Genomic DNA, 21,039 nt, shown 5'->3' on the forward strand with positions numbered 1-21,039 from the left:
CTGGCCACGGATCTGCTCGTTCGGGTGGCGCTGGGCCTGGAGACGTTCGCGGAGGTCTGTCTCTTCGGGGGTGAGCAGGCCCTCGGGTCGACGGATGCGTACGGGCTTGGGCCAGAGCGGCAGGCCGTCGTCCACTTGCGGCGTCCTCAGCAGTGCTGGGGAACAAGTCAGAAGCTGCGGCCTCACATCCCCCAGGCCCTGCGGAACCTCGCCACGCTCGCTGTAGCGGACCAGGGGTTGGTGGAGAGGGCGTGCCGGGCTTCGGCGAGGTGAGTGAGGGATCTGTCGCCTGCGGTGGGTCCCTCGGCCATGCTCAGGCGCGAGGAATCCAGGGTGCTGTCGAAGAAGTCGATTAGGGTTGCGGCGAAGAGCATGAAACCGGCTATCTCGCACCCCAGGCGAGCCGCCGCGCACAGTTGGGGTGTGCCGTTCAGTTGAGGTGCTGTCAAGCCGTCGCGGGTGGCCCAGGAGCGGAACTCTCCGTACCACTGCTCGAACTGTGCGGCCGTGGCGTCCTGCGGCTGGATCCCTTCGAGTTGGTTGAGGAGGCTCAGGCCCGCGGGCTCGAAGGTGCCACGCTGCAGGCTGTGGCGTACGGCCCACAGTCGTCCGGCGGCTTCGCGCCGCATCAGCTCGGGCACGGTCTCGTCCAGGTGAACGTCGCTTCCCTCCCCCCGATCGCCGACCATGTTGCGTACGCTGCGATGAAGTTCGCGAGGGAGTCCGCCGGAGAGCACGTAGCAGAGCGCCACGAACGGCTCCGTCCAGTCGAGTAGCAGGCCGTGGAGGATGTCCTTCGCCTCGCTCAGGGGCAGCCGGTCCAAGGTAACGACGTCGTCGAAGGCACTGTCGAAAACGTCGCGGAACGGCACACCGCGGCGCTCGAAGCTCGCGGCGGCCTCCTCAGAGACGGATACGAGGAAGAAGCAGCGGCTGGACCCGAAGACGGCCTTGATGTCATTGAGGAAGTTCTCGACCTGTTCTGCGCTCTTCATTTTGTCCAGTTCGTCGATGGCGATCACCAGGTCCTGCTGCTTGGCGACCGACTCGATGAACGAGCGGAGGTCCGCGACGATTTCCGGATAGCTCTTGGGGCGCTCGGCGAGCGTCATTCCCTGCTTGGCTCCGACGTCCAGTCCCAGGGGCACCTGGCGGGCCCCACCCAGCTTCACCACCATGGAGCGTTCGGTGCTCAACGTTTGCTGAGTGTGGATTTTCCGCAGCTGGTCCCTCGCGGCCTCCCGCAGTGCACCTATTTCGGAAATCGGCTGCATCGCCAGCATGTCTGCGGGCCCCTGCACCGATCGTCCTTGCAGGTGGACCCTTGTCCATCCTGCGAACAACAGCGCGAGACCGATGATGGCCAGGACGACACCACCGAGCAGCCACCAGGTGCCGGCCCCCATGCCTCCGGAAAGGATAATCAGCGGCAGACCAGCAGCCGCGCAGAAGGCGAGCGCGAGGCAGTATGTGGACGCGCGGGACGCGCTACGAGTCCGCTCCATTAGGTCGACGAACTGGATCTGCATGCGGGACAAGTCAGGCGGGTAAGGAGCTGTGCGGCGAGTCGACATCTGCGCCGTGCCGATCAGGAACAGAGTGAGGAGTATGGCGGAGATAGATGTCAGCACCAGCCCCAGGTACGACCACCAATGACGCGGTGCCGTCAGTAGGGGCCCGGCCGTGGCGAGCAGGACCGTGCCGACCGTCAGCATGACCGCCCCGGCCAGCGCGATATACAACGCGGCTATACGGTTGGAGTTCCGCTGCGACTGATCCTCCCATGGGCTGTCCGGCTCACGGTCCGCGTCCGGACCCAGTACCGCGCGGCAGATCCGGCTGTGAAGGTAGAGCAAGAAGTCCCGGGGCTCGTAGGCCACCGGCGCAGAAACATTGATGCCCAGTCTCGGTCGTGGCGGCGGGTCGAGGGACGTGATCTCGGATGCCCTCAACGGTGTGGTGAGCTTAGTGACATAGTCGATGAGCGTCGTTTTGCCCACGCCTCGTGGGCCAGATACACCGAAGCTTCCCCCGTCGCGCTGGCTGATGGCCGACTCGAGTCGCCGGAAAGATGCGGTGACGATGACCTTCCCGCTGGAGATCGCTTCGCGCAGGCCCTTGAGGGAGCCGATGCGCATCCGGGTAGCGTAGTGAGCGGTCGTGAGTTGGTTGAGTTCTGTACGAACCAGGCTTTCAATGATGGACTCCGCCGCAGCGCTCAGATGGGCGAGACTTGCGTTCCACTCCGTTTCGAGCGCCCGGAACTCAAGCTTCACACGTGCGCGGTCACGCTGCTTGCGCAGTTCATCCCTTATCTGATTCTCAATTCTCTCCAGCCGCCCGATTACCTCGGCGTATTCGGAGTCCAGGGCAGTGCGTGGATTTGCCGGCCAAGGCGGTAGTGCGAGGGCAGCCCCTTTCCCCATCTTTTCCTCGGCAAGCAGGGAGTCCGCCACGAAGTAGCGCTTGCGGGCCGTATCCAGCACGGTCCGGATCTGCTCCGTGTCAGCCCTTCCCTCCGACGGGTGCAAGGCGAGCTCTCGCAGTGCCTCAGACGCGTCCCGCAGCTGAATGGCTGCCTCGATTAACTGGAGGTATCGCCCTTGGAGGTGTGGATCCGTCGCCGCCTCGGCCGCCAGCAACTCGTTCAGGCGATGGCCCAGCTGGCGCGCCTGTTCCAAAGAGCCCGCGATGTTGAGCTGAATCACGTCCCACTGACGCTCCACCGCGTTCGTCAGATCTAGGGGAATCTTCGTCAGTTCCCTCACCTGGTCGGCGATGTCCGACTGGGCGAGTACAGTCTGAAGGGACTCGTCCACCAGCCGACGAACGTCCACCTCGTAGGGCCCCGCTGGCGCTCTCGGCACCACGCCCCGCGACTTCTCACGGCTGTCGTCGGTAACCGACATAGGTATCACCCCTAGACGAGTAGTTCCGAATGCGGGGTTCTCAGACGGAGGGAGGGTGTCCAACATCGGGTTGTGACGACCGATTTAGACACCCTCTTGACGGCACTGTACGTGCATGTCGATGACCGTTTGAAGACCCCGCGGTGGCGTGGACGTCCGCCGCGGCTGACCGATGCCGAGCTGGTGACCCTGGCGGTGGCCCAGGCCGTGCTGGGCTTCCACTGTGAGGCCCGCTGGCTGCGCTTCGCCCACGCCCACCTGCACGGGATGTTCCCGTACCTGCCCCAGCGCCCTGCCTACAACAAGCGGCTGCGAGCCGCTCTGCCCCTGGTCAAACGGGCCATCCGGTCGCTGGCCGCTGACACCGACCTATGGCTGGACGATGTGTGGATCGTGGACTCCACTCCGGTCGAGTGCGCACGCTCCCGCGAGACCGTCAAACGCTCCGACCTGGCCGGCTGGGCAGGCTACGGCTACTGCCGATCACACTCCCGCTTCTACTGGGGCCTGAAGCTGCATCTGGTGTGCACCCCGGCAGGCCTGCCCGTCGCCTGGGCCCTGGCCGACCCCAAGGTCGACGAACGGCAGGTCCTGGCCGCTCTGATCGACGACGAACCGCATCTGGCAGCTGCCCGGCCGGGGCTGCTGATCCTGGCGGACAAGGGGTACATCGCTGCCGAACTCGACCGCTTCCTCGCCGCTCGCGGCATCAGCCTGCTACGGCCGTCCTACCGCAACCGCGGCACCCCACACCCCGCAGAATCCCTGCTCAAGACGGTGCGGCAGCTGATCGAGTCGGTCAACGACACCCTCAAGGGCCAGCTCGACCTCGAACAGCACGGCGGCCGCACCATCGAGGGCGTCGGAGTCCGGGTGGCCCAGCGGATCCTGGCGATGACCTGCGCGATCTGGCACAACCGAACCATCGGCGCACCCATCACCCGGTCACTGATCGCCTACGACCACTGACCCACATCGGAACTACTCGTCTAGTTCGACACCCTCCTGTCTTCAGCGTCTGCCCATGCGTGGGCACCGTCAAATGGAGACACACCGGCCCGCGCGAGCAGGCGTACACCCAAACGAACGTGCAGCGGTCAACAGGTGAAGCTGGGATCGTACTCACCGTACTTGCGGCCTTCAGGGTCGAAGGAGAAGCCAAGGTAGTTCTTGTAGAACCTGAAGTGCCGGGCGAATCCCGTGTGGATGTGCATCAGCGGGCGCGCGCCAGTGTCGTATTCGGAGTATGTACCGATCAGTCCGGCGTAGGTCTTCCGCTTGGAGTTGACAGCAAGGTGATGGGAGTAGCTGGCCAGGGTCGCGAGGCAGAAGAATCGCTTGAGCTCCCCAAACGTCAGCTCCACCCGCCGAGGGTCGGGGAATGTCTTGCCCAGCCGCGATGCGAGCTGGTCGATGTGGTTGGTGTTGAGGTTGCGGAAGACGAAGGTCTGGGCGTCGGGAAGACCGGACGGCCGATAGCCAGCGTGGTGTTCCAACTTGTACAGGATCTCGTGAATGACACGGGGGAAGGCACAGCCCCAATTCCAGTTGTAGCCATCGGGGTGATAGGCACCCTGGAAGAGGACTAGCTCAGCGGCGGTCATGTTCGGCGGCGCAAAATCCTTGTCCGGACGCGGGTCCTTGTCGTCAGGGTCACGGGCGGCACCCATAGCGATGCGGGTGGGCGGGCCCCCGGGCACGGCAGGTGGCCCCTCGGCAAAGCCGTCGTCGAAGCTGTTGACCAGGATCGGGCCGCCGTGCCAGGCGTGCGAGAAGAAACTGAGCTCCATGAGGGTGCCGGGGTCGCTGGATCCGATAGTCCGCACCGCGGCGTAGATGTCGGTGATCGACATCATGCCCCGCTGCCCATCCTTGAACTCGTAGTCCACCTCGCCGCCTGAGACCACCCGGTTGTAGTGGGCGGGGATGATGGGGGTGAACGGCGTGGTAGTTGTGACGTTCTCGATCCGTCGGCCACCCGGGTGGGTGAACTCACGGGTAACGATCTTCCCGGACTTCACGTCGAAGATCTGGAACGTCAGGTCCTCGGCGGTCCGATTGGCCGTGACCAGCCGCTTGACGCGGTTCTCGCAGAAGACCTTGAAGTCGACGCCTTTGCGCTCGTAGTCGACTCCGGCGACCAGCACAAATCGCTTCATCCCGATGCCCGATCCCTTGTCGTGAGCCGCACTGAGCGACCGGCTCAGGCCTCGACCCACTCACCTTCGTCGTTCTGCTTCCAGCGAGGCAGTTGGTCGTCGGCGCGCAGGTGCACGAGGTTCGTCGGGATCCGCACAGTCCACGGCTCGCCTTGGGGAACTTCGTCGCCGGGGCGGTCGAGGCGCTCGGCGATCTCATCGGCGATGGGCAGGTACAGCGGGCTGGAGATCGGCGGCAGCGGACCGCCGTTCCAGGGCTCACCGATAGTCAGGAAATGGTCGATCGCTCCTTCGAAGCCCGGTCGCGCCGGCACTGACACCCGCGCGTAGCCGGATTGGAGGAACTCGTTAAAGACCGGATCGGGATCGTCGTAAGACAGCCGTTCATCCCACTGGTCCTTGCGGCCCCAGAAGTAGGGGTAGGTCACCCAGCTCATGTGCTCCCATTCGAAGGCCTGCTCGAAAAAGCGCACGTAGGGCCCCTCGCCGGCCGCCTCGAACACATCCATCTGTGGCAGCCCTGTCGCGGGCGACTCGTCGATGGCGTCGAAAAGGTCGAAGTGCTGGTCGGTCAGGATGCTGATGCAGTTCTTCTTCAGCTCGCCCTGGATGGTCACCAGGTTGGCCGCCGGGTTCCTGCCCCGGATGGCCACGCCCTCCTGCATCTGCAGCGCTGCCAGCTTCTCCTCGTAGTCCGCGACGAGCGCCCGGTGGGCGGTGGTGAGCTTGGCGTGCGTGTCCAGGCGCCACTTGTCCATGGCGCGGTCGGTGCGCCGGCACTTCACCTCGACGGCGACGGCAACGTCCGAGCAGTGGAAGGTGTTGATGGCCACGGGGATCGAGTTCTGCTCGTCGTCCAAGGTCGTCGTCCACAGCCACTCGCCCGCGCCCACGGACAGGCGCTGCGTGCGCTGCCCCAGGACGACATCCACAGTGGCGTCGGCCTCCCAGATGTTGGTCGCGGCGCCCACGGTGCCGAATACGGCGCGGTACCCGTCCTCGAGGGCAATCTGCCCTGAGTGGTTGTAGTTGGTCTCCCTACTCCCGCCGCCGCCCTTGAAGTCCATCGACGCGGTCCTGAACCGCTCCGGCGGGGGTGCCACGTCGGTCGCGCCGCACTGCTTCACCCAGTAGGAGTAGTTGCTCTCGTTGATCTGGGCGGGGGTCAGGGAGAACTCCGGCGGCTTGGTCAGGGTCATCGTGCTCGCGTGTGCCTGGTTCATCGCCGCGATGAGGAAGGCGGCCGGCTCGGGGACCAGAAAGTCGAACATCGTGCGCAGCCCGTAGTTGAACATCTGCGCCTGGTACACCTTGTTCACCCACTGGTACACGCCCGAGATGTGCCCGCCGCCCGCGACGTTGTCGAGCTCGTGGGTGTTCTTCTCGATCGTCTCCGTGGTGACCCGCCTGGTGATGCGCTCCAGGACCCGCTCAGCGATCTTGCGTGCGCTGCGCTCGGTGACATCCTGCGAGAAAGCCGTCGCCGACCTGGTGGCTTCCTCCTTGGATCGTGCAAAGGAGCCTTCGGCGCTGGCCGCGAACTCAACGGTCGGGCCGTATTTGCCCGAGATGTTCAGGCCGGCCTTGAGCGCGACGTCCTCCTTGATGGTCTGAGCTGTCTCTCGCGTCATCTCGAACCGGTCCGTGGTCTCCAGCTCCCGCTCCTCGCTGGTGCTGACCTCGGTCTCTGTCAGCGTGACCAGTTCTGTTTCCTCGCGGCGCGAGTGCTCACGTGTCTTGCGCTCCCCCTTGAGGACGTTCTCGATGTGCGCGACATCGGTGCTCTCGTAGCTGGTCAACTGCTGCCTGACGACCAGCAGGTCGGCCACCCCCGCGGGAGCGACGTCCCCCTTGGTATGCGGGATCCGCCCGTCCAGGGGAAACACGGGGAGCGGGACGAGCCCGCCGGTGCCGATGGCACCCCACCCGATAGTGATCGGGGTCTGGATCGAGAGCAGAGCGTCACCGATGCGCCTGAAGGACTGCTTGACCGGATGGCCGGCCGCCTGCTCCAGGTGAGCCACGGTCGTCGTCAGGTCGCTTTGTAGGTGCTCGGTGATTTGATCCAGCGGTGTAGCACTCAGGTCGATCGAGCGCCTCTCCAGGACATCTTTCGTTTCCTCGGAGAGCGCATCCACCGCCGTGGGCTTCAGCCGAAAGCCGACCTCGGACACGTCGGGGGGACGGAACGCCCCACGCCCCGCCAGGACCGGCGACGTCGTGCCCAGCAACGTCTCGGCCAAGGCCGCGGCAGGCTCGGGCGGGCGGTCGACGTGTGCGTCTTCGCCCGGTTCAGCCTCGATGGCCTGTTTCATCTGGCGCAGATTGAGGGCGCGAACGTCCGCGGTGTAGGCGCTATCGCCGAGCACCGTGTTCTTGAGCCGCAGCTGCTCCGGTGGCAGCGCGGCTTCGCTTTCGACCCGGTCGGAGACGCGGAAGTGCTGCGCGTCCAGTGCACCAAGCTCGGAGACCGCGGCCCGCAGGCGTTCGTGCTCGGCCAGCAGGTCCCGCACGTGCCCGTTCCGCTCGTCCACGGCCGCCTGACGGCGCTCGCGCAGCTCATCCTCCGCCTCGCGCGTGGACAGCCGCGAGGGAAGACGTAGGGCGGCAGGCAGGCGCAGCGAACGACGTCGCCACCGGTGCAGCGCGTCGGCGCTGGAGGGGAAGGTCTCGTCGGCCGCGACACGGGCGATGGCGTCCATGGTGCGCAGCTGCCGCACCAGCTCCTCGATGGGTCGCGCGTGCAGCTCCTGGAGCACCTTGATCGCTATGACGCTGTCGCGAAGCCGGGCGAGCGTTGCCTGGAAGACGTCGTCGGCAACTACCTCCTCCGGCGACGCCTCGAACGCCAACCGGACGGCCTCGGCCACCGCGTCCCGGGTGACGGCCTCGTCAGCGTCCAGCAGCTGGTCGAGTCGTGTGGCCAGATCGGCCAGCTTCGGGGCGAGAGCGTTGTTGACGGGGTTGCCGATGAAGTCGTCCCCGGCCGCAAATTCCCTGGTGACTTCCTCGACGTGATCCCGGCCGGCGTCCACCGCCTGGCGGAGGGCAGCCTGGTAGTCGGACTCTTGGGCCAGGTCGATGCTGGGATTGTCCGGATCCTGTGCCACAGCTGGCCGCGCCAGCATCAAACGGAACAGATTCTCCATGCTGACCTCCGGGGTTGTCACTGACACCAGCACAACCGATTTGTCCTGTGCGGCGGGCACGTCTGCGAGCCAGGTGGGACCGAACTCAGCTCCTCATCGTCACCGGTGCGCCCGAAGCCGAATGAAGACGCGGCGGCTGACGGGGTTCCTTACCCTGGCGCCCTACTGCACGCCGCTGGTAGACGCGTCTGCTCGCCGAGCGCCCTGTTGCTTAGCTGCGGTTCCTCCTTGCCATCCTGTTGCCGTCGGCCGCGGCCCGCCTACCGAGGAGGACCGGACGGGTGGCGGGCAGGCGGGATCCCTCCGATGGGCCCCGTCGGTGAACCGCGGGGTTGGGAGCAGACCGGCGCCCCTACCTGTTCCAATAACTGCCACTTTCACTTCGATCGGCTCCTGTGCGGAGGACGCTGCTGCGCAGACACCTTGCGGCGAGCTGACCAAAGACTCACTCTGGCGTCCACCCTGGTCACGGATGGGTAACTATTGGCGCCGGTTTCTGAGACACCCGCCTCCGTGCCCCGTGATACCGACGAGCGACTACTCATCGCGGCATCCATTGAGATAGTGAGGCGATTGAGACACCCGAACTGTTCCTAAGGTCGGCGCGGTGGAGAAAGGCCGGCGCTCTCCGCTGGCATCGCTGCGCCCGGCACCGGCACCCGCCTGAGCGCCTCCGCGCCGGTACAGCACTACGAGGGTGCTCCCCCGCCCGCCGCGTCCCAGCCGTCCAGGAAGGCGGCCAGGGCGCGGCGTTGCTCTTCCTCGCGGGCGATCTGCCGGGCGAGGACGTCACGGTCGACGTACGGGTCGACGGCGGCGAGGACCAGGCGCCGGAGTTCGGCCGGCTCCAGCGCCTCCACCTCCCACTGCACCGGGCGGCGGGGGTCGAAGCCGTAGCGGCGGGCGAAGGCCGGCCACCTCGGATCGCCGCGCTTGCCCTCGGTCGCGGGCAGCTCGTAGGCGCGCACCTGCTCGTAGGTCAGCAGCACCCGCTCGGTGTGGCTCCAACAGCCCGTGCGCGCCACCCAGTCCCGCTCGATGTCCTCGCCCGAGCAGTCGAAGTCACCGACCACCAGGAGCACGGCGTCGCGCGGGTCGGCGGTGACGCGGTCGTGGACGACGTCGGCGTACGACTGCGAGCCGAAGCCGCGGACCACCAGGACCGGGATACCCGCGTCGGCGAGCCAGCCGGTCAGCTGCTGGCGCAGGGTGTCCTTCTCCGCCGCGACGTACAGGGCGTGCTCCTGGCCCTCGGTGCGGTCGAGGCGGAACCAGTCGGGCATCTCCGCGAGGAACGCGTCCGCGCCCGTCCAGGCCGGCGGGACGTGGACCTCCCGGACGGTGTCGATCAGGTCGGGGAACCGGCCCTCCCGGCGGGCCTTGGCCAGCTGTGCGGACAGACGGCGGTACATCGGCGCCGTGTGCGGCAGCGTTCCCTCGGAGGCCAGGCGGTACATGACCTGGCGCAGCGTGACCTTCATCGGCGCGTACCCGTTCACAATCTCCCGCGCCCGGTCCACCACGGACGGCCACCGCACCCGCTCACGCGCCATACCGGTACATGTACCCCTCGCCGCCGTCCGGCGCCCAGGACCTCCCCGATCCGGGTTATCCACAGGCCGGAACGCGATCGGCGGTTCCTCCGTACGCTGCTGCCCGAGTCGATCACACGGGGGTGTGCGGGATGCGGTACGGCGTGGTGGTGGAGGAACTCGCGGTGGAGGTCATGACGCAGCTGCCCAACGACCGGGCCCGGCAGGAGGTGATGGCGCTCGTGGAGGTCGCGCGGATGGATCCGCGGGCCTGGCCCGACGTCCGCGACCCGGGCTCAGTGGAGGAGATCCGGGAGGCGTTCGGGCTGCGGTGCTGGATCCAGTTCATGCCGCACGCCGGAGCGATCGAGGTCCGTGACATCGGGTGGGTTGGGCTGACGCCCTGCTGACACGAGATGCCCGCGCCGCTGACACGGGGCCGACCGGCCACTGACACGAGAGCGGGACAGCCGCGGTTTCAGCTCAGGCGGTGGCTGAGGAGCGCGAGGCCGGCTGCCGCCGCGCGGTGCTGGTAGGCGCGCAGTCCGGGGGCGCCGGGGGGTGCGGGCTGGCGGGCGTTGCGGTGCCAGTGGCCGGTGAGCGCGGCGAGGAACGCGGTGGTGGTCTCGGGGCTGCTGGCGGTGGCGGGATGGTCGCGGAGCAGCCGGGCGACGTCGGCGGGCGTGTGTCCGGCGAGGATGAGCTGCGGGGCGAGGGAGGCCGCGTCGATGCAGGCCGGGCCGGTGGTGGCGTGTGCCCAGTCCACGAAGGTCACGCCAAGGTGGTGGTCGCGGACCATGTTGTCGGCCCGCAGGTCGCCGTGGACGATGCGGTCGCCGTGGGCGAGGCCGGGCCAGGCCGCCTCGAGTTCGGCGAGCTGCTCCAGGCGGTCACGGGCGGCGGGGGCGAGGTCGGCCGGCGGATCGGCGAGCAGTTCGTCCCAGCCGTGCAGGGCCGCCGTGGTGGAGGGTGTGGTGCTCACCGCCGCGACGTACGGGGCCGGGGCGGGGTTGAAGGTGAGATTGTCCAGCAGCGCCCAGGTCTGTTCGGCGTCGGCGGAGGCCGGGGAGAGGTCGGGGTGCGGGCCGTCCAGGTGGGCGATGACGACAGCGGTCCAGTCAGCGGCGTGGTGGATGCCCAGCAGGTCCGGGGCCGGGGCGCCGGGTGGCAACACGGCGAGGACGGCGGCCTCGTGGGTGTTGGCGGCGGTGAGCCGGTCGTCGTCGGGGGCCGCTTTGACGAAGACCCGGCGGCCGCCCTTCAGGGTGAGCGCGGCGGCCAGCTGGTGGCCGAAGCCGCCTCCGGGGGTGACCGTGTCGGTGACGGGTGCGCCCAGGGCGTCCTCGAGGCGGGCACGCAGGGGCGCGGGGACGTCGGTCCATTGCAGACGGCCGCTGGTGGGCGGTACAGGCATCGGGTCAACTCTCAGAGGTCCGGAACGCGGGGGCGATGCGGTGCCAGGCGCTTCGTACGGGGCGCGGTGCTTGAGCGCAGGCCAGTAGTGTCTGTGACCTCCAGTGGTGACGGACAGGGAGCGTGCGAATGCAGCCTGATGAACCATCCCGGCGGGGTGCCGATCCATGGCTCGGCCACTACGCGCAGCGGGCGGCGGGGATGGTCGCGTCCGAGGTGCGGGCCCTGTTCGCGGTGGCGTCGCGCCCTGAGATCGTGTCACTGGCTGGCGGGATGCCCAACGTGAGCGCGCTGCCCATGGACGCCGTCGCCACGCTGATGGCCGACCTCGTGACGGAGCGGGGGCCGGTCGCGCTGCAGTACGGATCCGCCCAGGGAGATCCGAGCCTGCGGGAGACGATCTGCACGGTGATGGCCGAAGAGGGCATCGACGCTCACCCGGATGACGTGGTGGTCACCGTCGGCTCGCAGCAGGCGCTGGACCTGGTGGCGCGCGTGTTCCTCGATCCAGGCGACACGGTGGTCACCGAGGGCCCGACGTATGTCACCGCGCTGGGGACGTTCGCCGCGTACCAGGCCCGCGCCGTCCACGTCGACATGGATGAACGGGGCGTGCTGCCCGAGGCGTTGGCGGAGACGTTCGCCCGGCTGGAGCGCGCCGGGCGGCCGGCGAAGCTGTTCTACACGGTGCCCACCTTCCAGAACCCGGCCGGGGTCACACTGGCTGCCGAGCGGCGTTTACGCGTCCTGGAGGTGTGCCGCCGGGCCGGGGTGCTGGTTCTGGAGGACAACCCCTACGGGCTGCTGCACCTGGAGGGCGAGCCGATGCGGGCCCTGCGCGCCGACGCCCCCGCGGACGTCGTCTATCTGGGCTCGTTCTCCAAGACCCTGGCGCCGGGGCTGCGGGTGGGCTGGGCGCTGGCGCCGTCGGCGGTGCGGGACAAGCTGGTGCTGGCCGCGGAGAGCGCGATGCTGTCCCACTCCGCTTTTGCCCAGCTCGCCGTGGACCGGTACCTGCGCACCCAGCCGTGGCAGGAGCAGCTGAAGGCCTTCCGGGAGATGTACCGGGAACGGCGCGATGCGATGCTCGGCTCCCTTGAACAGCACATGCCGGCGGGGGTGTCGTGGACAAAGCCGGGCGGCGGGTTCTTCGTCTGGGTGACGCTGCCTGAGGGGCTGGACTCGAAGGCCATGCTGCCCCGGGCGGTCCAGGCGAGGGTGGCCTACGTGCCGGGCACCGGCTTCTACGCTGACGGCGCCGGCCGCCGGGCCATGCGCCTGTCGTACTGCTATCCGCCACCCGAGCGCATCCGCGAGGGCGTAGGAACCCTGGCCAAGGTGATCGGCACCGAGCTGGAGCTGTGGGAGACCTTCGGCACCACCGCCCACCCGCACAGCCCGGGACCGCAGACCCCGGGACCGGACCACTCCTGACGCCCCTGACCGCAGAGGAACGGATGAGCATGAGCGACCTGAACGTCACCGTCATCGCCGGGGGCCTGTCACCGGAGCGCGAGGTGTCACTGCGCTCCGGGTCGAGAGTGGCCGACGCGCTGCGCCGGGCTGGCGTCGAGGTGGAGCTCCGCGACGTCGGCAAGGACCTGCTGCCCGCACTGGCGCAGGACAAGCCGGGGGTGGTCTTCCCCGTGCTGCACGGCATCGCCGGGGAAGACGGGACCATAAAGGAGGTCCTGGAGCTGGCCGGGGTGCCCTACGTCGGAGCCCGCCCGCACGCGTGCCGTACCGCGTTCGACAAGACCACCGCCAAGGCGATCCTGGAGCAGGCGGGCCTGAAGACTCCCGAGTCGGTGACGCTGCCGAAGCAGGCGTTCCACGACCTGGGCGCGGCCGCGCTGACGGCGCGGGTGGTGGAGCGGCTGGGTGCTGAGCTGTTCGTCAAGCCGCGCGCGTGCGGCAGCGCGTTCGGCGTGAGCCGGGTGGAGTCCGCGGGGGACCTGCCGCAGGCCTTGATGGCCTGCTTCGCGTACCACGACGAAGCGCTGATCGAGCGGCGTGTGACGGGCACGGAGATCGCCGTCGCCGTGGCCGATCTCGGCGACGGACCGCGCGCGCTGCCCGCAGTCGAGATCGACGCGGGGACGGGCCTGTACGACTACACCGCCCGCTACACCCCGGGCGCGGTGGAGTTCCACTGTCCGGCCCGCCTGCCCGCCGAAGTGGCCAAGGAGGCCGCCCGGGTCGCCGTCGCCGCGCACCAGGCGCTGGGGCTGCTGGACCTGTCGCGCACGGACGCGATCGTCACCGAGGCCGGAGAGGTCTTCGTCCTGGAGACGAACGTCGCCCCCGGGATGACCGAGACCAGCACCTACCCCATGGCGCTCGAAGAGGCGGGTCTCGACTTCGGCGTCTTCTGCCGTGATCTCGCGTCCTTGGCCGCCCACCGGCACGGTCTGTCTGTCTGACGATGTGCGACGGCCGCCGCACCCGGGCGAGGGGTGCGGCGGCCGTCGCGTCTGCTACTGGTCCTGTCCGGCAAGCCGGTAGAGCGAGATGTGCCGGCCGCTGGTGTCCGTGTCGTACGGGGTGCGGTCCCAGTCCTCCCACCGCTCCCGCAGCAGCAGCCCCGCCTCACCGGCGAGCACGTCGATCTGCTCGGGCCGCCAGTAGCGCATCTGGCCGGGCAGCACCCGCACCGGCTCCCCATCGCGCAGGACGACCTCGGAGTAGTGGAACTCCTGCTCCACGTCGTGGTTCTCGGCGGCGAAGACCACCACGGTGTCCGTGGTCCGCCGCTTGAGCGCGACCACGCTGCGCCCCTCGGGGAACACCCCCGGATGGGGTCCGTCGGGCAGGCGCTGGCCGGGCCGCGGTACGAAGGTCTCGATCAGCAGCGTGCCGGTGTCGGTGAGCATGCGCGCCGCGTTGCGCAGGAATGCCCGCTGGGTGGCTTCGGAGGCCAGCAGGAAGAAGGTGTTGAAGCAGGCGAACACGAGGTCCACGCGCCTGCCGGCCAGGTAGTGGGCGGCGTCCGCGGTGATCGGGGTGACGGGAAGGGTGCCGGTCTTCTTCGCCAGCTGGCGGGTCATCTCCTCCGACGCGTCGACCGCGAGGACCGGAACGTGTTCGGCCAGCGGCAGCGTGATCCGCCCGGTGCCGGAGCCGATCTCCACGGCAGGCGTAGCGCCCGCCAGCTCGGCAAGTAATCGGATCTGCGCGGCCGGCGGCACGAAGTCGCCGTACAGCACGTCGTACTCGTCAGCGGTGCGCTCGCCGTAGGTGTCGCTGCCGTACGTCATGGAGATTCCCTTCGTCGGGCAGTGGAGAGATGGCTGTCTTCGAGGTCCATCGGCTGCACGAGGTCACCCGCACCCGTTGCGCCGGTCACGGTGTACTTCTCCTGCGACGTCCTGCTCGGCTGCTGGCGACGGCGGCGCCGCTGGACGGCGTCGATCGCATGCGCGCTGCCCTCGCCGTCTTCGACCCGGGCCCGGTAGTCCGCCCAGTCACTGGCGGTCCAGTCGTCCAGGGCGGCCGGGAAGTCGTCGCCGGTCACTAGTCGGCCTCAACGGCCGGGACGCCGTACATGGACGCGCACGGGTCGCAGGCGAACAGGGTGGCACCGCGCAGTATCGGTACTGGGAACCTGGGGTCCGGTGTCCCGCTGCACCAGCAGCACGAGCGGCCTGCGATCTGCTGCGGGCTCAGCCGCTCGCGGTGAATCGCCGGGGCGTCCACGTAGGCGCCGGCGAAGGGCTGGGGCGGCGTGCTGCGCGTCGTCATGTCAGGGTGCCTCGCGCTCACGGTCGGGAAGCCTGTGGCGGCCATCTCCCACGGGGGAACGAGAGACGGCCGCCAGCGCCTGCGGCGTTCACCGGGCGCATGTCCAGTCCAACGCCGGGCCGTAGTCAACGGGTAGGAAAAGTGGGCCGGTTGCTACTCGCGGTGACCGGAAATTTTGGGGAGCGGGTTCCTCGCAACCCCTCCACGCTGCATGATCACGCGGCTACGGTGAGTGTGTGGAAGGAAATTTCCGGTTGCAGGCCCACATGACCGAACACGCTTTCAAACAGGGCACGTTGGCCGACAAGGTGAACGAGGAACTGAAGGCGGCCGGACACAAGGGGACCGTCGGTGACCGCACGGTCCGCAACTGGGTAACCGGAAAATCTCGCTGGCCGCACCAGCGCCAGCGGGACGCCCTGGCGGCAGTATTCGGATGCACACCCGTCTGCCTTGGCTTCTATCCCCCCGGCATGCCCGCACTGCCCTACGAGGACCTCTCCGCCATGCTCCGCCGCCGCTTTTGCACCGCTGCCACGTCCGCGCTCGCAGCCACCGCCCTGCCAGCCGCTGGCACCCGTCCCACCACCGTGGGCACCTCTGACGTGATCCGCCTGCGGGACGGCCTGGACCAGCTCACCGTGCTCGATCAGAAACGCGGCGGGCACGCCGCCCTCGAGCGCGACGCACTCGCCGGGGCAGCCGAGGCTGTCGGTCTTCAGGACCGCTCCGCCTCGCAGACGATCCGCCAGCGGCTGTTCGGTGTCGCCGCCGACTACACCACGGCCGCCGCCTGGTCGTGCATCGACGCCCGCCAGCTCGAGCGCGCCCGCGTCCACGTGAACGAGGCGCTGAGGCTGGCCGGGCTGTCGCAGGATCCCGTGGCGCTGATGCGGGTGTGGAACTCCACCTCGATCCTTGCGTACCAGCTCGGTCACTACGCCGAAGGTGTGGCAGCGGCACAGGCGGCTCAGTCCTGCGCGATCACGCGCCGCGATCCGCTGTTCGGATCCCTCGCGCACGCCCGGGCCGCAGTGGGGCACGCCTACCGGGGCGACGGGCAGGCCGCTGTCCGTTCGATCGGATACGCCGAAGATGCCCTGGTGCGAGCCGAGGCGCGCCCCCGCCCGTCCTGGGTCGCCTTCTACGGGCCCGCGGAGCTGCACGCTCTGACCGGGATCGTCCGCAGTCGTCTCGGCCAGCCCGCGGAGGCGGAAGCGGCCTCGCACCGCGCTCTGTCCGCGCTGCCGGCGCCCTACCGGCGCAACCGCGCCATGACGACCGTGGACCTCGCCATCGCCCAGCTCCACCAGGGCGACGCCGAACAGGCCTGCGCCACGACCGAGGACGCTTTCACTTTGATGTCCGGAAGCCCGTTGCCCGGCCGCCTGCGCGTCCTGCTGGGCGACTTCTACCGTGATCTCCTCACGCTCGCGCCCTCCACCACCGTGGCGCGCGAGTGGGCCGACCGTTACCGATCCGAATGGAGCCCCGCGTGACCACGGCACCCGCCATCGACCTGCGCCGCTACGGACACGCCGACCTGCCCGGCATCCGGCAGACCCTGCTCGATGTCCATGCCGACGCCTACTTCGACCGGCGGCACGAAGAGTTCGTGCAGCGCTTCCCCTGGTTCGTGGACCACTGGGGCGGCCGGGAAGGATTCGCGTGCGTGGTCGCCTATGAGGGCGGTGAACCAGTCGGGTTCACCTACGGGGCGCCAGGCGAGCCGGGCCGCGAATGGTGGCGCGAGTACCTGGCCGAAGAGCCGGCCGACCCGTCGACGTTCTCCGTCTCGGAACTGATGCTGAGGCCGAAATGGCGCAAGCAGGGACTCGGGCAGCGGCTTCACACCGCGCTGCTCGCCGACCGGCCGGAGGCCCTGGCCGTGCTCACGGTGGACACCAAGCGGCCCCGGCTCCAGGCGCTGTACGAGGGCTGGGGGTACCGGAAGGTCGGCGAGCGCCAGCCGTTCCCGGACTCCCCGCTGTATGCCGTGATGCTGCTCGATCGCACGCACACGGCCTGACGGGCGCCACCGATCGTGGAGAGGATCCGATGAAGCGCCGCAACCTGCTGCGTGGTGCGCTGGCCGCCGGCCTCACTGCTCCGGCCCTCGCCGCGCTTACCGCCGCCCGGACCGACGTCGACCAGATCCTCTCCCCCAACGTCCTCCAGGACCTGGCCGACCTCGAGGCCGCAGCCGAGAGCTACGGGTACGGCTACCACGGACAAGCACCCACCCGCGTACTGGCCGACCTGGTCACCGACTTCACGACCCTGCGCCCGCTCCTCGCCGTCCCGCAGCCCGCCCCGGCCCGGGCCCGGTTGTGCCGGACGGCCGGGCAGATGGCCGGGATGACCGCGATCGTCTTACACGACCTGGGCAGCCGCCGGGAGTCCCGTGCCTGGTTCGCCACCGCCGCCCGGGCCGCCGCCGAATCCGGCGACCCCCAGCTGCACGCGTGGGTGCTGGCCCGGGAGGCGATGGTGCCGCTCAACTACGGCGCCCCGAAGGCGGCAGCCGACCTCGCCGACCAGGCCCGGCAGGCGGCCGGCACTCGGCCGACCGCCGCCGCGGTGCTGGCGGCCGCAGTCGCCGCCCGCGCCTACGCCCTCAACCACCAGCCCGAACAGGCCCGCCAGGCGCTGGCCGCAGCCGACGCCCTCATGAAACGGCTCCCCGACTCCGAGCAGTCAGACACCTGGCTGACGTACGGCGAGCAGAAACACCACGTCCACCTCAGCCACGCCTTCACCACCCTCGGGGACACCCGCCGCGCCCACGAGAGCCAGCAGCGCGCCCTGGAGCTGTCCGCGCCGACCAGCACCATGACCCGCACCCTGCTGAACATCGACGGCGCCGCCTGCTCCCACCACGACGGCGACACCGAGCAGGCCTGCCACCGTGCGGTCGACGCCCTGACGGCGCTGCCCGTCTACTACCGCACCGGCCTGGTCCGCCGCCGCGCCCTGGACCTGTACGAGGCGATCCCCGCACAGCACCACCGCGAGCGCGCCGTACGGGAACTTCGCGACGCCGTAGCGGGCTGACAACGACTACGCCCACAGCGGGCGGGCCCGCCCGGTCCCCTCGCAGTGGAAGCACTGGCCGCCCCCTGGTGCGCTGCGGGTGCCCATGGTCCCCATGGCGTCCCACAGGAGCCGGGTGAGGCCTGCGACGTGGGCGGCGTGCAGGGGCAGTTCCTGCCGCACTCCGATCATGACTTCCAGCGCGACGTCGGGTACGAGTGCGTACTCGCCGATTCCTTTGGGTCCGGCGAGGTCGCGCGTCACCGTGTCGATCACGTCGTGAAGGCGGCCCACCGGCTCATCCTCGAACAGTTCCACGCGCGCCGACAGGACGATGTCGTTCGGATCCGCGATCGACAGCCGCGCCACCGGCCGCTCGAACGGCGGGATGGGGCCAACCAAGTCGGGATGGCCTGCGTGGAGGCGGGTCATTGCGTACCACAGGTCTCCCGAGGTGTCCCTGTCGTGCCTGATCAAGGGCACGTCCTTGTTCTGCTGCTTGCCGAGCTTCATGGCTGCCTTCCGGTTGATGACGTCGGAATACCTGAGTACGCCGTGGCCAGGGCGCAGCGCGCGCCTTGGCCCTCGTCATCCCGCCGGGCAGCGCGGCGACTTCGAGAGCCGTCCCGCCGGGCGGGCGGTCACGACCGGCGGGCCGGGCAAGCCGCCGTTGCGGGGCGGCTCGCCCGACTCTGTCAGCGGCCTGCCGGTTCGGGGTATCGCTCGCGGCGCCGGTCCGGGTCGTCGACGCCGATCTCGTACCAGGGCTCGCCCCGCTGGAGCCGGGGCAGAGTGTTCACCCACACCGCGACGGCGATGCCCTTCACATCGTCGGCGAGCGCCTGGAGGCGGTTGTCGAGCAGGTGCTCCTCCTTGCCCGCCAGCACGACGTGCAGCCGCGGGAAGGTCTGGGAGCGGGTGTAGCGGTGGCGCTGCCAGAAGGGGAAGGTGCGGCCGTTGGTGCCGCGGGCCCCTTCCCAGACACGGTGCCCGGCGTAGCGCTCGTAGTCCCAGACCTCCTTGGCGAGGCGGGCCTGGGACATGGTGCCGTTGTCGAGCTCGAAGAGGCGCACCTCGCTGGTCTTCGTCGGCAGGGCCAGGACGGCGTCGGTGTTGAAGGTCAGGCCGGTCTCCTTGATGGCGTGGTTGACCTCCACCTGCCAGTCGGTCAGATGCTTGCGGCCACCGAAGGCGAGGATCATGTCCGTCACCGCGACGCCGTGCGGACCGAACCCGGCGAGAACGGCCTTCGCTCCGGTGCCAGCCCTCGGTCGGGGAGGCAGCTCGTTGCCGTCGGCCAGAGCCTTCTGTCCCGCCGGAGTCAGGTTCCAGATCTGGTGCTTGCCGTCCTTGCCGTTCGTCTCCGCCAGCCCGAGCTCCGCCAGCTTGTTCATCGCCCTGCGCACGTACGACCGGCCGTCCGACTCCTCCTTCGTGATCACCTCAGCCATCTGCCGCACCGTGGCTATCCGCACGCACCCCAGCATCCGCAGCGCATCGGCACGCACCTTCATGGCCGGAGTGGACTTCTTCCCCTTCGCCGGTGTCTCAGGGGAAGGGAGAGAGGTGTCAGCGTGCCGGGAGGCCCCTTGTCGGGCGGTGTGAGCTGCGGTGATGGGCACGACGTTGGAATCGTTCGCGGCACCGTTCACGGCACTGGATTCCGGGCCGCCCGACGGGTGTTCAGCACCCCTTGACCAGGTCGGACCCGGCTCCGGGTCGGGCTGCCGGGCGCTGCTGGTGTCCGTCATGACAAGGCTCCTCACGCAGGTGGCGCGGGGGTCCGGATGGAAGTCCCCCGTCATCTGGTAGAGGTGTGGCGAAAGTCGACGGTGTGACACTCGCCCGAGCGCCGTTACCGAGCCGTGATCGTCAGGCAGGTGCGGCGCAGAGCTCGGAGACGATCGTGAACGAGGTCGTCACCATCGGCACCGCCATGGCCGGCGGCATCACCGCGTGCGTGGTCTGGCCGTGCGCCATGCCGTTGCGGATCTGCCGGCCATAGTCGAGGTACTCCGCCTGCCGGGCCGTCAGGACCCCGTCGGCGGCGCCCTGCTTGATGAGCTGGTGCAGCGGCTTCTTGCCCGCGTCCGGGATCCGGTCGCGCAGCACGATCTCCACCGCGATCAGGGAGTGCATGACCGCCACGGTGGAGAACTCGTAGCAGTAGTACGACTGGCGCAGCAGCTCGCGGACCGTACGCAGGACAGTCGCCGCGGCCTCGGGCACGCCGTCGGGCACGACCAGGTCCTCAACGAGGTCGTGCATGTCGGCGTAGCTGTCGAAGAAGAGGTGGGCGCGTTCGTCCGGGACTGGAGACGCAGGCCGCTGCATGGTCATCCCCGCAGTCTCCCAGCGGCGCACCCCGGACGGCAGCGGCTTTTCCAGGGGCGTCGCGCAGCGTGCCGGGACGGAGATTTCTCCCCTGCCTAAATGGGCGGAATGTCGCAGGTAGCGGAACTGGACAAGGGGCAACGCGAGCGCCGGCCAGGCGAGTCCGCTCACCGTCGGCGCACCGAACTCTATCCACAGGCAATCACTCCGAAGATCGCTTCTGAGGCCGCCACGATCAGCGCGGCGGCCCGTCGACAGTGAGGAAGCGTTATGGAGACGACTGCGTCGAAGGTTTCCCAGCTCGCCCCGGAGCAGATCGCGCGAGCCGCCGACTACGTGGAGCTGGTCTGGCGGGGCCAGGGCAGCGAGCAGAACAAGGCCGCGCTCGCCGCATTCCACTCCGACGGGTCCGAGCTCGCGCGGCTGATCGGCGAGTTCGGCGAGCTGCTGCTGGCCGACTACATCACCGCAGTGCCCGACGAACACGCCGACTGCGAGTCCGCGTACGCCCTGCGGCAGATGGTGACGGTGGCGAGCCGGTACCTCAAGCGGTGGTGCCTGGCGGGCGGTGGGGCGCAGACCGCATGGATTGCGGCGGGGTTCCTGATCGAGTGCATGCAGGAGGTCGACCAGGTCTCCCAGTTCCTCGCTGACGTCCGCGGCAACGTCTCCACCGAGTGGCCGGCCACCGCGTGAGCCACCGGGCGGGCACGCCTCGCGAGCCACAACCGGCAAGCCGTCATCAGCCGCATCCAGCCCTCCCGGGCCA

General features: G+C 68.9%; 19 protein-coding genes. 8 read left to right on the forward strand and 11 right to left on the reverse strand.

Translation table 11 applies throughout. The features are described 5' to 3' along the window. Positions 1-182 precede the first annotated feature (182 nt). Entirely contained in the window at positions 183-2,909 is a 2,727-nt protein-coding gene (locus OG852_RS00110; RefSeq protein ID WP_330346729.1) for a P-loop NTPase fold protein, read from the reverse strand. Positions 2,910-2,981: 72 nt separating this feature from the next. On the opposite strand from OG852_RS00110, the gene OG852_RS00115 reads away from it, so the two are divergent. Beyond that, the gene (locus OG852_RS00115; RefSeq protein ID WP_330346730.1) at positions 2,982-3,878 is read left to right on the forward strand and encodes an IS982 family transposase; all 897 of its coding nucleotides are present in this window, start codon (positions 2,982-2,984) and stop codon (positions 3,876-3,878) included. Between the two features lie 128 nt (positions 3,879-4,006). Here OG852_RS00115 and OG852_RS00120 read toward each other — a convergent pair whose 3' ends face one another. The 3 genes from OG852_RS00120 to OG852_RS00130 all read right to left on the reverse strand — a co-directional run bounded on the left by OG852_RS00120 (position 4,007) and on the right by OG852_RS00130 (position 9,770). Then, complete coding sequence (locus OG852_RS00120) at positions 4,007-5,068, reverse strand: hypothetical protein (protein ID WP_330346731.1); 1,062 nt, start codon at positions 5,066-5,068, stop codon at positions 4,007-4,009. Positions 5,069-5,112: 44 nt separating this feature from the next. Further along, positions 5,113-8,217, reverse strand: a complete 3,105-nt coding sequence (locus OG852_RS00125) for a hypothetical protein (protein WP_330346732.1) — start codon at positions 8,215-8,217, stop codon at positions 5,113-5,115. Between the two features lie 689 nt (positions 8,218-8,906). Beyond that, positions 8,907-9,770 carry a hypothetical protein gene (locus OG852_RS00130; protein ID WP_330346733.1) on the reverse strand — a complete coding sequence of 288 codons (864 nt, stop codon included), beginning with the start codon at positions 9,768-9,770 and terminating at the stop codon, positions 8,907-8,909. 131 nt (positions 9,771-9,901) lie between these two features. Here OG852_RS00130 and OG852_RS00135 point away from each other — a divergent pair, with 131 nt between their 5' ends. Continuing rightward, the gene (locus OG852_RS00135) at positions 9,902-10,159 is read left to right on the forward strand and encodes a hypothetical protein (RefSeq protein ID WP_330346734.1); all 258 of its coding nucleotides are present in this window, start codon (positions 9,902-9,904) and stop codon (positions 10,157-10,159) included. A gap of 68 nt (positions 10,160-10,227) precedes the next feature. Here OG852_RS00135 and OG852_RS00140 read toward each other — a convergent pair whose 3' ends face one another. Continuing rightward, positions 10,228-11,163: a phosphotransferase family protein gene (locus tag OG852_RS00140; RefSeq protein WP_330346735.1), complete on the reverse strand. Its 936-nt coding sequence runs from the start codon at positions 11,161-11,163 to the stop codon at positions 10,228-10,230. A 128-nt stretch (positions 11,164-11,291) separates the two neighbouring features. Here OG852_RS00140 and OG852_RS00145 point away from each other — a divergent pair, with 128 nt between their 5' ends. Both OG852_RS00145 and OG852_RS00150 read left to right on the forward strand, forming a co-directional pair. Then, entirely contained in the window at positions 11,292-12,596 is a 1,305-nt protein-coding gene (locus OG852_RS00145; RefSeq protein ID WP_330346736.1) for an aminotransferase-like domain-containing protein, read from the forward strand. A gap of 29 nt (positions 12,597-12,625) precedes the next feature. Beyond that, on the forward strand, positions 12,626-13,585 hold the full coding sequence (locus OG852_RS00150; protein ID WP_330346737.1) for a D-alanine--D-alanine ligase family protein: 960 nt from the start codon (positions 12,626-12,628) through the stop codon (positions 13,583-13,585). 54 nt (positions 13,586-13,639) lie between these two features. On the opposite strand, the gene OG852_RS00155 is transcribed toward OG852_RS00150, so the two are convergent. From OG852_RS00155 to OG852_RS00165, 3 genes are read right to left on the reverse strand one after another with little or no spacing between them, the layout of a single operon-like run. Continuing rightward, on the reverse strand, positions 13,640-14,419 hold the full coding sequence (locus OG852_RS00155; RefSeq protein ID WP_330346738.1) for a class I SAM-dependent methyltransferase: 780 nt from the start codon (positions 14,417-14,419) through the stop codon (positions 13,640-13,642). Then, positions 14,416-14,676: a hypothetical protein gene (locus tag OG852_RS00160; protein WP_330346739.1), complete on the reverse strand. Its 261-nt coding sequence runs from the start codon at positions 14,674-14,676 to the stop codon at positions 14,416-14,418. The genes OG852_RS00155 and OG852_RS00160 overlap by 4 nt, the downstream gene beginning before the upstream one ends. Further along, a complete protein-coding gene (locus OG852_RS00165; RefSeq protein WP_330346740.1) occupies positions 14,676-14,903 on the reverse strand; it encodes a hypothetical protein in 228 nt (75 codons plus the stop codon). The genes OG852_RS00160 and OG852_RS00165 overlap by 1 nt, the downstream gene beginning before the upstream one ends. A 266-nt stretch (positions 14,904-15,169) precedes the next feature. Between OG852_RS00165 and OG852_RS00170 the strand changes: the two genes are divergently transcribed. From OG852_RS00170 to OG852_RS00180, 3 genes are read left to right on the forward strand one after another with little or no spacing between them, the layout of a single operon-like run. Beyond that, a complete protein-coding gene (locus tag OG852_RS00170) occupies positions 15,170-16,402 on the forward strand; it encodes a hypothetical protein (protein ID WP_330346741.1) in 1,233 nt (410 codons plus the stop codon). After that, positions 16,387-16,932, forward strand: coding sequence for a GNAT family N-acetyltransferase (locus OG852_RS00175; RefSeq protein ID WP_330346742.1), 546 nt, complete (start codon positions 16,387-16,389; stop codon positions 16,930-16,932). Before OG852_RS00170 ends, OG852_RS00175 begins: the two co-directional genes overlap by 16 nt. A gap of 29 nt (positions 16,933-16,961) precedes the next feature. Then, the gene (locus tag OG852_RS00180) at positions 16,962-17,957 is read left to right on the forward strand and encodes a hypothetical protein (RefSeq protein WP_330346743.1); all 996 of its coding nucleotides are present in this window, start codon (positions 16,962-16,964) and stop codon (positions 17,955-17,957) included. A gap of 6 nt (positions 17,958-17,963) precedes the next feature. On the opposite strand, the gene OG852_RS00185 is transcribed toward OG852_RS00180, so the two are convergent. The 3 genes from OG852_RS00185 to OG852_RS00195 all read right to left on the reverse strand — a co-directional run bounded on the left by OG852_RS00185 (position 17,964) and on the right by OG852_RS00195 (position 20,276). Continuing rightward, complete coding sequence (locus OG852_RS00185) at positions 17,964-18,449, reverse strand: hypothetical protein (protein WP_330346744.1); 486 nt, start codon at positions 18,447-18,449, stop codon at positions 17,964-17,966. Positions 18,450-18,631: 182 nt separating this feature from the next. Beyond that, positions 18,632-19,450 carry a replication-relaxation family protein gene (locus tag OG852_RS00190; protein ID WP_330346745.1) on the reverse strand — a complete coding sequence of 273 codons (819 nt, stop codon included), beginning with the start codon at positions 19,448-19,450 and terminating at the stop codon, positions 18,632-18,634. 358 nt (positions 19,451-19,808) lie between these two features. Further along, complete coding sequence (locus OG852_RS00195) at positions 19,809-20,276, reverse strand: hypothetical protein (RefSeq protein WP_330346746.1); 468 nt, start codon at positions 20,274-20,276, stop codon at positions 19,809-19,811. A 264-nt stretch (positions 20,277-20,540) separates the two neighbouring features. On the opposite strand from OG852_RS00195, the gene OG852_RS00200 reads away from it, so the two are divergent. Then, positions 20,541-20,966: a hypothetical protein gene (locus tag OG852_RS00200; RefSeq protein WP_330346747.1), complete on the forward strand. Its 426-nt coding sequence runs from the start codon at positions 20,541-20,543 to the stop codon at positions 20,964-20,966. Positions 20,967-21,039: the final 73 nt, after the last annotated feature.

Origin of the sequence: Streptomyces sp. NBC_00582 (genome assembly GCF_036345155.1) — a bacterium.
In the GTDB taxonomy this organism is placed as follows: Bacteria; Actinomycetota; Actinomycetes; order Streptomycetales; family Streptomycetaceae; genus Streptomyces.

What these genes read in the sequence shown, in the direction of transcription:
- OG852_RS00110 (WP_330346729.1), bottom strand. Translation starts at nt 2,909, where the DNA reads ATGTCGGTTACCGACGACAGCCGTGAGAAGTCGCGGGGCGTGGTGCCG.
- OG852_RS00120 (WP_330346731.1), bottom strand. Translation starts at nt 5,068, where the DNA reads ATGAAGCGATTTGTGCTGGTCGCCGGAGTCGACTACGAGCGCAAAGGC.
- OG852_RS00125 (WP_330346732.1), bottom strand. Translation starts at nt 8,217, where the DNA reads ATGGAGAATCTGTTCCGTTTGATGCTGGCGCGGCCAGCTGTGGCACAG.
- OG852_RS00130 (WP_330346733.1), bottom strand. Translation starts at nt 9,770, where the DNA reads ATGGCGCGTGAGCGGGTGCGGTGGCCGTCCGTGGTGGACCGGGCGCGG.
- OG852_RS00135 (WP_330346734.1), top strand. Translation starts at nt 9,902, where the DNA reads ATGCGGTACGGCGTGGTGGTGGAGGAACTCGCGGTGGAGGTCATGACG.
- OG852_RS00140 (WP_330346735.1), bottom strand. Translation starts at nt 11,163, where the DNA reads ATGCCTGTACCGCCCACCAGCGGCCGTCTGCAATGGACCGACGTCCCC.
- OG852_RS00145 (WP_330346736.1), top strand. Translation starts at nt 11,292, where the DNA reads ATGCAGCCTGATGAACCATCCCGGCGGGGTGCCGATCCATGGCTCGGC.
- OG852_RS00150 (WP_330346737.1), top strand. Translation starts at nt 12,626, where the DNA reads ATGAGCGACCTGAACGTCACCGTCATCGCCGGGGGCCTGTCACCGGAG.
- OG852_RS00155 (WP_330346738.1), bottom strand. Translation starts at nt 14,419, where the DNA reads ATGACGTACGGCAGCGACACCTACGGCGAGCGCACCGCTGACGAGTAC.
- OG852_RS00165 (WP_330346740.1), bottom strand. Translation starts at nt 14,903, where the DNA reads ATGACGACGCGCAGCACGCCGCCCCAGCCCTTCGCCGGCGCCTACGTG.
- OG852_RS00170 (WP_330346741.1), top strand. Translation starts at nt 15,170, where the DNA reads ATGACCGAACACGCTTTCAAACAGGGCACGTTGGCCGACAAGGTGAAC.
- OG852_RS00175 (WP_330346742.1), top strand. Translation starts at nt 16,387, where the DNA reads ATGGAGCCCCGCGTGACCACGGCACCCGCCATCGACCTGCGCCGCTAC.
- OG852_RS00180 (WP_330346743.1), top strand. Translation starts at nt 16,962, where the DNA reads ATGAAGCGCCGCAACCTGCTGCGTGGTGCGCTGGCCGCCGGCCTCACT.
- OG852_RS00185 (WP_330346744.1), bottom strand. Translation starts at nt 18,449, where the DNA reads ATGAAGCTCGGCAAGCAGCAGAACAAGGACGTGCCCTTGATCAGGCAC.
- OG852_RS00190 (WP_330346745.1), bottom strand. Translation starts at nt 19,450, where the DNA reads ATGAAGGTGCGTGCCGATGCGCTGCGGATGCTGGGGTGCGTGCGGATA.
- OG852_RS00195 (WP_330346746.1), bottom strand. Translation starts at nt 20,276, where the DNA reads ATGACCATGCAGCGGCCTGCGTCTCCAGTCCCGGACGAACGCGCCCAC.
- OG852_RS00200 (WP_330346747.1), top strand. Translation starts at nt 20,541, where the DNA reads ATGGAGACGACTGCGTCGAAGGTTTCCCAGCTCGCCCCGGAGCAGATC.